The following is a 13,516-nucleotide window of genomic DNA, read 5'->3' on the forward strand; positions in this document are numbered from 1 at the left end:
CTGATGAGGCGCTCGGATCAGCCGAAAGTGTCGTACCTGAGTTGTTCGATCGTGAGGGCGGTCACCAGTGAAAGGGGTCCGGAGTGTCGATCACCGATGACACACGGCCGGAGTCCCGGCCGCCGTCGCAATCCAGCGGTGGCTCTGCGGGCGGCGACGGGCCGCGCGGCGGCTCGGGTAGTGGTGACGGGCCCCGTGGTGGTTCGGGTAACGGCGGCGGGCCCCGTGGCGGCTCGGGCGGCGGTGGGGGCGGTGGCGGCGGCGGGTTCGACAAGGCGCCGCCTCAGGACGTCGCGGCGGAGCAGGGTGTGCTCGGCGGCATGCTGCTGTCCAAGGACGCGATCGCTGATGTGGTCGAGATCCTCAAGACCACCGACTTCTACCGGCCCGTGCATTCCACGGTCTTCGACACGGTGCTCGACCTCTACGGCCGTGGTGAGCCGGCCGACGCGCTGACCGTCGCTGCCGCGCTCGCCGACTCCGGTGATCTGCAGCGCGTCGGTGGCGTGCCCTACCTGCACACGCTCATCGAGAGCGTTCCGACGGCGGCGAACGCCTCCTACTACGCCCGGATCGTCTCCGAGCGGGCCATCCTGCGGCGCCTCGTCGAGGCCGGGACGAAGATCGTCCAGTTGGGTTACGGCACGGGGGGCAACGGCGGCCGCGATGTGGACGACATCGTCGACCTGGCCCAGCAGGCGATCTACGACGTGACCGAGAAGCGGGTCAGCGAAGACTTCGCCGCGCTCGGTGACATGCTGCAGCCGACCCTCGACGAGATCGAGGCGGTCGGTGCCTCCGGCGGCATGATGACCGGCGTTCCGACCGGTTTCCAAGACCTCGACCGCCTGCTCAACGGGCTGCACGCCGGCCAGCTGATCATCGTGGCGGGCCGCCCCGGTCTGGGTAAGTCGACAGTCAGCATGGACTTCGCCCGGAACGCGGCGATTCAGAGCGGCCACGCCAGCGCCATCTTCTCGCTCGAAATGAGCAAGATCGAGATGGTCATGCGCCTGCTCTCCGCGGAGGCCCGGGTGCCGCTGCACACGCTGCGGTCCGGGCAGCTCTCCGACGACGACTGGACGAAACTGGCACGCCGGATGGGTGAGATCAGCCAGGCGCCGATCTTCGTCGACGACACGCCCAACATGAACCTGATGGAGATCCGGGCGAAGGCTCGGCGGCTCAAGCAGCGTCACAACCTCAGGCTGCTCGTCATCGACTATCTCCAGCTGATGTCCTCGCCGAAGAAGACCGAGAGCCGGCAGCAGGAGGTCTCCGAGCTGTCCCGTGGTCTGAAGCTGCTGGCCAAGGAGATCGAATGCCCCGTGATCGCGGTGAGCCAGCTGAACCGTGGTCCCGAGCAGCGCACCGACAAGCGTCCGCAGCTCTCCGACCTGCGTGAGAGTGGATCCATCGAGCAGGACGCGGACGTGGTGATCCTGCTGCACCGCGATGACTACTACGACAAGGAGTCGCCTCGTGCGGGTGAGGCCGACTTCATCGTGGCCAAGCACCGTAACGGTCCTACCGACACGGTGACGGTGGCTGCGCAGCTGCACCTGTCGCGCTTCGTGGACATGGCGATCTGACGCGTCGCCATCGCCATCCGGTTGTCGGCAGGGCGAACTGGTTTGCCGGCGCACATCTCATTCTGAGGCGCCGTATCAATCAGACCTTTTCAGGCGCCGTCCTCGGCTGGGCGGTGATTCGTCACCAGTTGTTCGATCTGCCGGTGTTTGCCGGCGGAGGCCTGCTGAACCGTTTCCACAATGACCCGTGCGAGGGTTTCGGCATTCCATTCCCGGCAAGCCCGCTGATCCAGTCGCAAATCGACCAGGTGGCCGTCCGCGTCCACGGTGGCGTGGACGGCGCCGTCCTGGGATTCCGCGCTGACCTGCATCGTCGCCAGGCTGCGCTGGAGTTCGTCCACACCGGAGCGCAGTTCCTCATAACGTCCGTAAACGTCTTCCAGATCGTGGCGCAGCGCGTGGTCCGCCGCCCGATCCGCTGTTTCAGTCACGGTTGTTCCTCCGTTCGCCGCGACAGGGGGCGACGGAGAGAATACCCAAGATCAGAGACGTTGCGTATTCCGGCGACTTCGTAACGCACACGAAAAGAGAGGCTTATCGAAATTGTTCTCTGGGAAGTGACGAGGCGACTCCGCCCAGTGCTCACCGAGAGTGATCGATGACACAGTGGAGTGGGCGCCCAGGCTGAAGTCGATTTCAGGAAGTTGCTGCTGGGATTGTCTGAAGCGAATTCGGCGGGCGGACCACATCTCCGTCACCGATCACTGCGGGTGAGAGGAAGGCCGGGGAGCACGACGGGTGAAGCCGCGGTGTGCCGTCCCATCTTGCGGACATCGATGTGCAGCAGGTGGACCGGATTCGGTAGCCGTCAGGGCCCTCACCTGGGCGGGAAGTCACGAATCGGTCAACACCGACGAAAAGCTACAGCCGCTGGAACACCACGGCCGCAAGAACACCACGGCCGCAAGAACACCACGGCCGGTTGAGCATCACGGCCGGGCGAGCGCGCGCATGCCCCGCGCGTCACCGGCGAACCGGGACGCGCAGGACCATGCAGTCACAACAGAGCAGGACGCTCGGCGGAACAGAGAGCGGGACGCTCAGTCGAACAGGTTGTGGAGGAAGCTCCGCCGCCGGTAGTGGCCGTGGTGCTGCTGCCGGTAGTGGCCGTGGTGACCGTAGCCGGGACGACCATAAGGAGCGGCGGCCGCGGGCGGATAGGCGTGCGGCTGCGGTGCCCCGTAGCCGGGAGGCGGCGGGGGCGGGGCAACATAGCCACCGGGGTGCTGGGGCTGCTGGTGCGGGGCGGGCGGCGGAGGCGGGGCTTGTCCCGCTCCGGCGGGCGGCCGGCTGTTGAAATTCGCCTCGGCGGCGAAGAGCTTCTCCAGCTCGCCGCGGTCGAGGAAGATTCCGCGGCACTCGGAGCACTGGTCGACCGTGACGCCGCTGCGCTCGTAGACCCGCATCTCGCCGTGACACTTGGGACAGGTCATCTGCATCTCATTGACGGTACAAGGCTGTGTCATGCCGTGCAGCCGTTGTAGCTGTGTGGTTGCTGAGTGCGGTCGCCCAGACGAGCAGCGCGGCCGGGTACAGCAGGTAGCCGAATCGCGTCGTCGGCATCAGCAGGATCGCGGTGAGCAGGCCGTACCCGCAGAACAGCGCGGCCGTCGCGGCGGTGCGTGGCGGCCGGCGGAGCAGGAGCAGGCCGATGACGACGGCGGCGGCGACGAGCAGTGCGGCGGCCACGTACCGGCCACCGGGGAGTGACTGGGCGATCAGGTAGCCGGGGAACGGGGACTGTGCGGGGCTGGTGACCAGCCCGTGCCCGAGGGGGAAGCGCAGCACGTTCTCGATGAGCGCGTCCGGGTCGACCAGCAGCGGCGGGATGAGGGTCAGCAGGGGCAGGCCGATGGCGGGCGGGAGGAAACGGCGCCAGTTGCCGGTGGCGATGGCCAGGACGGCCAGGACGGCGAGCACCGGCAGGGCGAGGAGTTTGCAGGCGGCGGCCGCGCCGACGGCGGCACCGGACCAGCCGTAGCGGCCGGTGGCGGCGAGGGCCAGGGCGAGCAGGCAGAGAGCGAGTACGGGAATGTCGTCACCCCCGGTGGCCAGCGTCAACGCGGTAACCGGAAGCACAGTGGCCGACTGGATTGCCCGTACCCGATGGGGGTGGGAACGCAGCAGGGCGACCGCCGCACCCAGCGCGGCCACCGTCGCGACCGCGAACCAGATCCGCGCGTCGGTCCACCAGTGCTCACCCGCGACCGCCCGCGGCAGGCCGAAGATCGCCATGCCGGGCTGGTACGGCCGATAGCCGAGAAGCCGCTCGTCCAGCGGAATGGCCGCGATCGAGGCCCGGCCGAGATAAGGGCTGCCGCTGTGCACCAGCGACTCACCCATGTGCTCGACCACGACCACTTCCTCCTGGGCCCGATCGGTGCGCCCACCGGCCCGCTGCACCGCCTGCAACACCAGCGGAAGCAGCACCACGGCCCCGTAGGTGACCCACGCGATCACGGCCCGCCCCGCGGGACGCCGCAGCACCATCTGTCCCACCACGACCAGCGCGGCGATCAGGTAGCCCCACGCCGCGACCGCACCCCAGGCCCGATGCGGCAGCAGCGTCGAGGAGAGTGCGGTGATCAGCGCGAAGGCCGCGGACAGCAGGTACAGCCCGAGGTCGGCCGCGAGCCCGCCGGCCGCCCGGTCGACGCGGCCGAGCCAGCCGCCGATCTTCGTCACGCAGGCAAGTGTGGCAGAGGCGTCACGCGGACGAATGTGGCTGCGACGTGCGTCCCCCGCCGAACGACCGGCGGGCCGGCAACCGCACCACGGACCCGGCGTCGTAGAGGGCGGTGGCGAGCACACCGGGCTGTCCGCCGGAGCCGCGCTGGAGCACGCCGAGGAAACGCGCCGCGGAGTAGGGCCGGGCGAAGAGGTGCCCCTGACCCGCGAGGCAGCCGAGCTCCCACAGGGCCCGGCGCTGCGGTTCGCTCTCCACACCCTCGGCGACGACCGTGAGGTGCAGGTTGCGGGCGAGGTCCACGGTCGTACGGATGACCGCCGCCGCCTCGGCCGAGGTCTCGACGGCGGCGACGAACTCCCGATCGATCTTCAGCTGGTGCACCGGGATCCGGGAGAGCACGGACAGCGACGAGATGCCGGTGCCGAAGTCGTCGATCGCGAGCCGGACCCCGGCGTTGCGAAGCTCGGCCAGCGCCCGTTCGACGACGTCGAGCTGGCTGATGGTGAGTGTCTCGGTCAGCTCGAGGACGAGCCGTTCCGGCGGCACGTCGTGCCGGGCGAGCCGGGCCAGCACCGCTCCCGGGAACTTCGCGTCGAGCAGGCTGCGCGGTGACACGTTCACGGCGACGGGCAGGTCGAAACCCGCCTCCCGCCAGGTCTGCATCGCGATCAGCGACTGTTCGAGGACCGCGTCGGCGAAGGCGGGCAGCTGACCGGACCGTTCGACCGTCTCCAGGAACTGCACGGGTGAGAGGCTGCCCTGGTCGGGGTGATGCCATCGGGCCAGGGCCTCGGCGGCGACCACTTCGCCGCTGCCCAGGTCGACGATCGGCTGGAAGTCCACAGTGAACTCGTGCTCGGCGACCGCCCGGCGCAGTTCACCGGTGAGCATCAGTCGTTCCAGGTCGGCGGTGTCGCGCGCGTGTGCGTACACAACGGTCTGTTCGTTTGCGCGTTTCGCCTGGTACATCGCGATGTCGGCGCGGCGCATCAGCTCTTCGACGCTGCCGGTGCCGGCGGCCAGGGCGATGCCGCCGGCCGCCTCCACGGTGATCTGCATGCCCTCGACCTCGATGCCGGCGTCGAGCCCGGCGAGCATGCCGGTGGCGCGGTGGTTGGCGAGGGCGGGGGTGGGCAGGCCGGTGAGCAGCACCGCGAACTCGTCACCGCCCAGCCGGGCGACCAGGTCACCGGGGGCGGCCGCGTCGCGCAGCCGGTTGGCGACCTCCCGCAGCACGTGGTCGCCGGCGGCGTGGCCGAGCGTGTCGTTCACCTCTTTGAAGTGGTTGAGGTCGATCAGCAGCAGGGCGAACAGGCCCTCCTGCCGGGTGGCCCGGAAGAGCTCGCCGGCCTGGTCGTAGAGCCGCCGGCGGTTGGCGAGCCCGGTGAGCGGATCGTGGCTCGCGGCGTGTGCGTTCTCCGCGGCGATGCGCGCCAGCTCGGCATATGCCTGGGCGTTGCGGATGGCCGTGCAGACCGCGGACGCGAAGGTGCGCAGTTTGTACTGCTCGACCTCGGTGAGGCGGACCGCGCCGCCGAACGAGAGCCGCAGCACGCCGACCCGTATCCCGCCGTCGTGCGGGTCCAGGCCGACAGCGATCTCGTCGGCGCGGGAGGGTGCCGCCACCAGCGGACCGTCGGCGAGGACCCGGGAGTCGGTGGCTCTGACGGTGCGGTCGGCGCCGCCGGCGCTGAGGTCGATCGCCGCCTCGACCGCGGAGAAGATCTGCGCCGCGCGGGTGGTCGCCGAGTGCAGCACCTGCGTGAGGTCGACGGCGTTCAGCTCGTCCGTCGCCTTGGCCAGGCGCTGCCACGACTCGCGTTCCTCGCGTGTGCCCGTGCTGCGGGACTGCCACAGGTGCATGCAAGCCACAACGAGTGGGACGACCAGGAGGAGCAGGTAGTTGGCTCCGCTGGTCAGCAGGATGACCACCAGCAGGCAGGCGATCAGCCGACAGAGGTAACCGACGATCTTGATGCCGAGGTTGTGCAGCGCGATCTGCCGGGCCGGGGACCGGGTGCTCGTCGCGACCACCGGCACGAACGCCAGATGGTCGACCACGATGATCGCGCACAGCCCGAGGACGGTCGGGATGATCGCCATGGGCGGGTGGTTCAGGTCCGGCCGGATGCCCAGGAGCAGGAAGACCGTTGCCGCGGCGCTCGCGGTGAGCGCCTCCTTGGCGATCGAGAACACCGTCTTGATCGGGTCGGACCAGACCAGGATCTTGTGGATCGTGACGCCGACGACCGCACACAGCACGACCCACGGGGCCGGGACCAGGACCAGGCCGATCAGCACGGGAAGCTCGCTCCACGTGAACCGGTCCAGACTGGACCGGATCCGCACCTGTGTCCGCACCCTGTTCGACAGGACGACGGCGGTGCAGAGGGCCGCCAGCACGAGCGGCCGGGGCGTGGGGTGCGCGCTGCCGACGCCGTGGGCGGCGATCGCCGCGGCCGATCCGAGCCCGAACACGACGACGAGACCGACTAGCAGCCGGAGCTGCCGATCGGTCGCGTTGTCGTCACCTGTCGCAGTCATAGTTTCCTGATCGCCGAGCGCGACGGAGTCGTCGCTCAAAGCTCAAGGTTATTCATGCGCGCCTCTGCGCGCACCTACCACTCAGCCCCACTCAAGCCCGCGCATGTCTTTCCTCCTGCCCTGAGGTCTGTCGACCTGCTGCCAACTGGGTGTCTGTCGCGACAGGACAGACGTTAGGGCGTAAGAGGTGTCGGTTTCCAGTGAATCGTGTCGGTATGCGCAGGATGCGAGAATCGGGCGAAGATCGGTTACGTACAGTTTCTGAATGGAAACTCAATGCAATTGAGAATGCCCCACCGAAAATTGTTCCCGTTGCAGCGCACGTCTCTGAGCAGTGCTGGAAGCATGACCGCCGCTTGAGAACAAAGTGTGAAGGCAATACGGCGCAGATGCGAACGCGGCAACCTTAAGGGCTCTATAAGCTCCCGGTATGCCCCAGGAATTCCAGCTCACTCACGTCGATGAAGCGGGTGCCGCGCGCATGGTCGACGTGTCGGCCAAGGAGGTGAGCGCCCGCCGTGCTGTTGCCGCCGGTCACGTGCGCACCACCGCCGAAGTCATCAACCTCCTGCGCCGCGACGGCCTGCCCAAGGGCGACGCCCTCGCGGTGGCCCGGCTCGCGGGCATCATGGGCGCCAAGCGCACCCCCGATCTGATTCCGCTCTGTCACCCGATCGGGCTGCACGGTGTCACCGTGGAGCTGGTGCCGGGCGAGGACACGGTCGAGATCACCGCGACCACCAAGACCGCGGACCGGACCGGCGTGGAGATGGAGGCGCTCACCGCGGTCGCCACCGCCGGCCTGGCGATGATCGACATGATCAAGGCGGTGGACCCGGCCGCGAGCCTGGAAGCGGTCCGCGTGTTGCAAAAACAGGGCGGAAAGACCGGGGATTGGGTACGACCGGAGCACCGCTCGTGAAAGCCCGAGTGATCGTCGCCTCCAACCGAGCGGCGGCCGGTGTCTACGCGGACACCAGCGGCCCGCGCCTCGTCGCCGGGCTGCGTGAACTCGGGTGTGAGGTGGACGAGCCGGTTGTCGTACCGGACGGGGACCCGGTGACCGAGGCACTGCGATCGGCCGTCGCTGACGGGATCGACGTGGTGCTGACCAGCGGCGGGACGGGTGTCACCCCGACCGATCGGACCCCGGAGGCGACCCGGGGACTGCTCGACTTCGAGGTTCCGGGCATCGCTGAGGCGATTCGCGCGTACAGCCGGGATCGCGTACCGGCGGCGGCGCTCTCCCGCGGGCTGGCCGGGGTGGCCGGGCGCACGCTCATCGTGAACCTGCCCGGGTCCACCGGTGGGGCCAAGGACGGGCTCGCCGTACTCGGGCCGCTGCTGGCGCACACGGTGGACCAGATCCGCGGGGGAGATCACTGAACGGTACGGCGATAGGCTTCGACGGTGACCGAGTTGAGCCCAGCCGACTGGGAACTGGCGCGCACCCTGGCGTACCGGGCGGGACAAGAGGCGGCGGGTGGCACCGAGGAGGTTCCGCTCGCTGACGCGGACGGCCGGACCCTCACCGAGCCCCTGCGCGCCCTCACCGACCTGCCCGCGTTTCCCACCTCCAGCATCGACGGGTGGGCCGTGCGCGGTACCGGGCCGTGGCGCCGGGTGGGCCGCGTCCTGGCCGGCGGCACACCACCGCCGCTGACCGAGGACGGCACGTGCGTGGAGATCGCCACCGGCGCGATGGTGCCGGAGGGTGCCGCGGCGCTGATCCGCGTCGAGGAGTCGGCCACCGGCACCGACGGCCTGGTCTCCGGCGAGCCCCGGGCGACACCCGAGTGGCGCCTGCCGGGCGAGGAGGCCCACCGCGGCGAGGAACTGCTGCCGGCCGGGACCGCCGTCGACCCCGCGGTCATCGGCGTGGCGGCCACCTGCGGCTACGAGACTTTGACCGTACGGCGAACGCCGCGCGCCGCCCTCCTGGTCTTCGGCGACGAGCTCCTGACCGAGGGACCTCCCGGAGCGGGGCGGGTCCGCGACTCGCTCGGTCCGCAGGTCCCCGGATGGCTCCGCCGCTACGGCGCGACTGTGGAGAGCGTCACCGGGCCGGTGAAGGACACGCTGGTCGCACACGTCGACGCGCTCCGTACCGCGCTGGAGACCGCCGACCTGGTCTGCACGACCGGCGGCACCATGCACGGACCGGTCGACCATCTGCACCCGGCACTCGCCGAGCTCGGCGCCGAATATCTCGTCAACACCGTTGCCGTCCGGCCGGGTTTTCCCATGCTGCTGGCCCGGGTTCCGGGCGCTGCCGGGCGGCCCCGGTTCGTGGCGGGGCTGCCGGGTAATCCGCAGTCGGCGGTGATCGCGCTGGTGACGCTTGTCGCGCCGCTGCTGGCGGGGTTGTGCGGGCGTTCGCTGCCGCCGCTGCCTGAGGTCGAGGTGACGGTGGGGGTGCCGGGGCGGGGTGGGTTCACGCATCTGGCTCTCGCGGCCCTCGACCCGGCCGGGCGCATCGCGACGCCGGTCGGGCATGTCGGATCGGCGATGCTACGCGGGCTGGCCAACTCGCACGGGTTCGTCGTGGTGCGGCCGGGCAGTGTGGCTGTGCCCGGTGATGTGGTTCCGTTCCTGCCTCTTCCGCTACTTCCCGGGGAGCGCCCGTGACATCCGCTGCTGATCTGCCCGTCTCTGTGGGGCCCGGTGTGGTGGCTCGGGTCGAGGTGGTCGACGAACACCTCGATTTGGCTGCCCACGAGGCTGCGGTGGCCGACCCACGCGCGGGGGCGGTCGTCTCGTTCCAGGGTGTGGTCCGCGATCATGATCATGGGCGTGGGGTGACGCTGCTCGAATACGAGGGGCATCCGAGCGCTGCCGCGGTGCTGCGTGAGGTGGCTGAGGAGATCGCCGCTGATCCGGCCGTTTACTCGGTGGCCGTGTCGCACCGGATCGGGACGCTCCAGATTGGTGATGTGGCTCTGGTGGCGTCGGTCAGCACGGCGCATCGGGCGGCGGCGTTTGCGGCTTGTGCCCGGCTTGTCGACGAGGCCAAGGCGCGGCTGCCGATCTGGAAGCGCCAGGTCTTCAGGGACGGCAGCGACGAGTGGGTCAACTGCCCGTAGGCGGCGCTGATTCGTCGCACAGGTCCGCTCGCTGCCATCCCCACGGCGCTGGCGATTGAGCGGCGTCGGCGGGTGGGGTCAGCCGCCGCGGGGGACGGGGATGGCGGCGCGTTTGCGGGTGGGGCGGGGCACGGGGATGGCGGGTGCGCTGCCGTGGCGCCAGGGGAGGGCGTTGACCAGCAGGATCAGCGCGAAGGCCGTGCCGTTCCAGGTGAAGGACGACCCGGGTCCGGCGATCAGTAAGCCGTAGCCGAGCAGGGCGGCGAGGGCGAACCCGGCGCCGGCGTAGCGCGCTGAGCGGGGCAGCCGGGTGCCCAGCCTGCGGCGCATGGCGGCGTCGGCCAGGATCAGGACCGCGGGTACCAGCCAGACGGCTTCGGCGGGACCGGTCACCGGGCCGGCCACCGCGGCGGTCAGGCCCACCAGGGTGAACGCGGCTATCTCGTCGCCGTCGGCGTGGGCCGAGCGGGCCCGGATCAGGCCGACCGCCAGCAGCAGGGTGCCGAAGGAGAGCCAGACCAGTACCGGTGGGGCGGAGTAGCCGTACAGGCGGGCGAGCAGGCCGGCCAGGGACTGGTTGCCGGGGTCGCTTATCGGTGCGGTGCGGTCGAGTTCCCAGAGGGCTGTGCCGTACCAGGTCAAGGTCTCGTCGGGGGCGATGAGCAGGACACCGAGGGTCACTGTGGCGGCGGTGACGAGGGCGGTGACGGCGGCCCGTCGCTGGCGGGTGATCAGCAGGTAGACGATGAACAGCACCGGAGCGGCGGAGAGCGCGGTGGCCAGGCCGGTGCCGATGCCGGCCCAGGTGCCGGTGGCCCAGACGCGGCGCAGGCGTGCACCGGTGGAGCGGTCCCGAATGGGCTGGGCGGCGGTGCGCCCGGGCCACCAGGTGGCGCGGCTGCGGGCCCAGGCGGCTCGGCGTAACGCCACCAGGTCGGCCACGACGAGGCCGAAGAGCAGCAGGTCGGGGCGGCCCAGGCCGATCGTGGCGCGAACCGGAGTGGTCAACAGGGCCAGCGCGGCGACGACGAGGACGACGGTGGTGCGGCGGTGGCCGTAACGGCGGGCGACCGGGCCGGCGAGGACGACCGTCGCCAACAGGAGCGCGGCCATGCCGGCGAGAGCCAGCAGCCAGCCGGCGACCTCGAGTGGCAGCAGGGTCAGGGGCGCCAGCAGCAGAGCGAGGGCCGGCGACAGCGCGGCGCCAGTCTGGCTTCCGGGCATGCGGTACGCGTAGAGGCTGCCGCCGTCGAATCGGTCACGGATCGCCTCGAATTCGATGGTCAGAGCGCTCAGCCCGTACCGTTGAATGCAGAAGTTGATCATCCAGATCGTGCCCAGGCAGCCCAGAGCGACCACCGCTGACCTCGTGCGCGCAGCGCGGCGCACGCGTCTCTCGATTTCCGGCATGGCGCGACCCCCGTCTCGTCCCCGGGCACGGCACGGACTGTCGCTCAGCCCGCCCGGCACGCACAGGGCGAGCGGACGGGGTGGCGGGCAGGTCGTAAGCCGGGCGGAAGCGAGCTTAGAAGGCGCAGACCGACCGCGCGGCCCCTCGTCCGCTTTAACGCAAAGGCCGCTTATAGGTTGTTATCCGGTCAAACCCGACAGGATGACCCGCACTGAAGGTCCGCACAAGAAAACGCCGGGAAGTACGGTGCGGTGAGCTGCGAAGGGGAGAGAAACGCGGGGCACGCTGCCGGGGCGCGCCGCAGCGCGCCTCGCGGATGGCGGTGGGTCAGCCGGGCAGCTTGCGGGCGGTCGCGGCAGAGAGCGCCGCGATCTTCGCTTCGCGTTTGGCGGTACGGACGGCGCGCCGCACCGATCGCTGCGACCGATCCACGGACCGGCTCAGCGAGCGCTGGCTCCGGTCCACCGCGTGGGTGGTCCGGTAACGCAGGCTCGGCCGGCCCTCGGTGTCCGCGGCGGCGAGCAGCAGCCCGCCGAGCAGGCCCAGGTTCTTCAGGAACTGGATCTGCTGGTTGGCCCGGTCCTCCTTGGGCGCCGCCCAGAACGGGTGACCCGCCCAGGTGGTCGGGATCAACCCGGCCGCCAGCACCGCGGCGGCCGGCCGGGTGAACCGTCCGGTGGCCAGCGCGAGCCCGGCGACCACGTCGCTCGCGGCTTTCACCCGGATCAGCGTTTCGGGGTCGGTGGGCAGGCGCGGGTCGGCCTTCTCCAGCAGGGGTCCCACCCGGTCGGTGACCCGCCGGGCCGCTTCGACACGCCCGTCGCCGGGGTGCATCAGCACGCGGACCCCGCTGATCACGAAGATCGAGGCGAGCATGGCTCGGGCTGCGGTGCGTACGGGCTTCATGAACTTCGTTATACCCGCAGTCGCCGACTCATACCGGTTGCGTTCTCAGGTAACGGCCGAAGTGCGGGACGGTGAACGCGACGGTTCCCCGCTCCCCGGAGTAGATGAGTCCTTTTTTGATCAGAGCGTCCCGGGCCGGGGAGAGGCTCGCCGGCTTACGGCCGAGCGAGATGGCGATCTCCGAGGTCGGCACCGCGGCGTCCATGTCGTTGCCCGGGTCGTTGGAGAGCGCCGCCATGGCCCTCATGTACTCCCGCTCGGCCGGTGTGGCCCGCTCGAACCGGGAGCCGAAGAAGCCGACCGCCAGCTCACCCTCCGCCTCGGGCGCCGCGACCTGGACGTCGTTCGCGGTGATCGGCGTCTGCGGCGCGTGGTCCCAGGTGGCTTTCCCGTACGCCTGGACGAAGTACGGATAGCCGCCCGACTTCTCGTAGAGCAGGTCCAGCGCCTCCTGGTCGTACTCGACGCCCTCCCGCTCGGCCGGGATGCCGAGTGCCAGGTCGGCGGCGTCCCGGTCGAGCCGGTCGATCCGCTGGTACCGGAAGAGGCGCTCCGAATAGGACTTGGCCGCGGACAGCACCGCCGGCAGGTGCGGAAGCCCGGCGCCGACGACGATCAGCGGCGCGCCGAGCTGGGACAACTCGTGGCACGCCGCGCAGAGCGCCGACACGTCGGTGGCGCTGAGGTCCTGCATCTCGTCGATGAAGAGCGCGATCCCGGTGCCCACGTCGGTGGCGAGGGAGGCGGCGTCGGTGAAGAGCTCGACCAGGTCGATCTCGATGTCGCCGGAGTCGGCACGGCCACGGGCGGGCGGGACGTCGATGCCGGGGGCCCAGCGATCCCGGAGCTTCGCGTTGGCGTCGTTGGCGCGCAACGCGAACGCCTTGAGCACCGCGAGCACGTCGTCGACCCGCTCCAGATCACGGTGGTGCGGCGCCAGCTCGCGGATGGCCATGTGCAGGGCGCCGGAGACCGGGCGGCGCAGCGACTGGTCGGGCCGGGCCTCGATCTTGCCGGTGCCCCAGAGCCGGCCGATGGCTGCCGAGCGCAGGGTGTTGAGCAGCACCGTCTTGCCGACGCCCCGCAAGCCGGTGAGCACCAGGCTGCGTTCGGGCCGGCCGCGGGCGACCCGCTCCAGGACGACGTCGAAGGCGTCCAGCTCGCGGTTGCGGCCGGCCAGCTCGGGTGGGCGCTGACCGGCGCCGGGAGCGTACGGGTTCCGCACCGGATCCATGGCGTAGCACAGTATCGGGCCGTCTAGCGTCAACGCTAGAGTTCCCACGATATATCC

12 protein-coding genes are annotated in these 13,516 nt (G+C 70.2%); 5 read left to right on the forward strand and 7 right to left on the reverse strand.

Going from position 1 to position 13,516, the window contains the following annotated elements:
- The first annotated feature begins 83 nt into the window (after window positions 1-83).
- Window positions 84-1,592, forward strand: coding sequence for a replicative DNA helicase (gene dnaB, locus ACFQV6_RS10160; RefSeq protein WP_378027124.1), 1,509 nt, complete (start codon window positions 84-86; stop codon window positions 1,590-1,592).
- 89 nt (window positions 1,593-1,681) lie between these two features.
- On the opposite strand, the gene ACFQV6_RS10165 is transcribed toward dnaB, so the two are convergent.
- From ACFQV6_RS10165 to ACFQV6_RS10180, 4 genes are all read right to left on the reverse strand, one after another.
- Window positions 1,682-2,023: a YbaB/EbfC family nucleoid-associated protein gene (locus ACFQV6_RS10165; protein WP_378027125.1), complete on the reverse strand. Its 342-nt coding sequence runs from the start codon at window positions 2,021-2,023 to the stop codon at window positions 1,682-1,684.
- Window positions 2,024-2,632: 609 nt separating this feature from the next.
- On the reverse strand, window positions 2,633-3,031 hold the full coding sequence (locus ACFQV6_RS10170; RefSeq protein ID WP_378027126.1) for a zf-TFIIB domain-containing protein: 399 nt from the start codon (window positions 3,029-3,031) through the stop codon (window positions 2,633-2,635).
- Window position 3,032: 1 nt separating this feature from the next.
- Complete coding sequence (locus ACFQV6_RS10175; RefSeq protein ID WP_378027127.1) at window positions 3,033-4,277, reverse strand: glycosyltransferase 87 family protein; 1,245 nt, start codon at window positions 4,275-4,277, stop codon at window positions 3,033-3,035.
- Between the two features lie 22 nt (window positions 4,278-4,299).
- Complete coding sequence (locus tag ACFQV6_RS10180) at window positions 4,300-6,825, reverse strand: putative bifunctional diguanylate cyclase/phosphodiesterase (protein ID WP_378027244.1); 2,526 nt, start codon at window positions 6,823-6,825, stop codon at window positions 4,300-4,302.
- Between the two features lie 430 nt (window positions 6,826-7,255).
- Between ACFQV6_RS10180 and moaC the strand changes: the two genes are divergently transcribed.
- From moaC to ACFQV6_RS10200, 4 genes are read left to right on the forward strand one after another with little or no spacing between them, the layout of a single operon-like run.
- Window positions 7,256-7,747, forward strand: a complete 492-nt coding sequence (moaC, locus tag ACFQV6_RS10185) for a cyclic pyranopterin monophosphate synthase MoaC (RefSeq protein WP_378027128.1) — start codon at window positions 7,256-7,258, stop codon at window positions 7,745-7,747.
- Window positions 7,720-8,211: a molybdenum cofactor biosynthesis protein B gene (locus ACFQV6_RS10190; RefSeq protein ID WP_378027129.1), complete on the forward strand. Its 492-nt coding sequence runs from the start codon at window positions 7,720-7,722 to the stop codon at window positions 8,209-8,211. The genes moaC and ACFQV6_RS10190 overlap by 28 nt, the downstream gene beginning before the upstream one ends.
- A gap of 24 nt (window positions 8,212-8,235) precedes the next feature.
- Window positions 8,236-9,453: a molybdopterin molybdotransferase MoeA gene (locus ACFQV6_RS10195; protein ID WP_378027130.1), complete on the forward strand. Its 1,218-nt coding sequence runs from the start codon at window positions 8,236-8,238 to the stop codon at window positions 9,451-9,453.
- Between the two features lie 26 nt (window positions 9,454-9,479).
- Window positions 9,480-9,908 (forward strand): molybdenum cofactor biosynthesis protein MoaE, encoded by a 429-nt coding sequence (locus ACFQV6_RS10200; RefSeq protein WP_378027245.1) that lies wholly within the window; start codon window positions 9,480-9,482, stop codon window positions 9,906-9,908.
- 78 nt (window positions 9,909-9,986) lie between these two features.
- On the opposite strand, the gene ACFQV6_RS10205 is transcribed toward ACFQV6_RS10200, so the two are convergent.
- From ACFQV6_RS10205 to ACFQV6_RS10215, 3 genes are all read right to left on the reverse strand, one after another.
- Entirely contained in the window at window positions 9,987-11,267 is a 1,281-nt protein-coding gene (locus ACFQV6_RS10205; protein WP_378027131.1) for a glycosyltransferase family 87 protein, read from the reverse strand.
- Between the two features lie 379 nt (window positions 11,268-11,646).
- Window positions 11,647-12,225, reverse strand: coding sequence for a DoxX family protein (locus ACFQV6_RS10210; protein WP_378027132.1), 579 nt, complete (start codon window positions 12,223-12,225; stop codon window positions 11,647-11,649).
- Between the two features lie 28 nt (window positions 12,226-12,253).
- Window positions 12,254-13,459, reverse strand: a complete 1,206-nt coding sequence (locus ACFQV6_RS10215; RefSeq protein ID WP_378027133.1) for an AAA family ATPase — start codon at window positions 13,457-13,459, stop codon at window positions 12,254-12,256.
- Between the last annotated feature and the right edge of the window lie 57 nt (window positions 13,460-13,516).

The organism is Actinoplanes sp. GCM10030250, assembly GCF_042666575.1.
Lineage (GTDB): Bacteria > Actinomycetota > Actinomycetes > Mycobacteriales > Micromonosporaceae > Actinoplanes.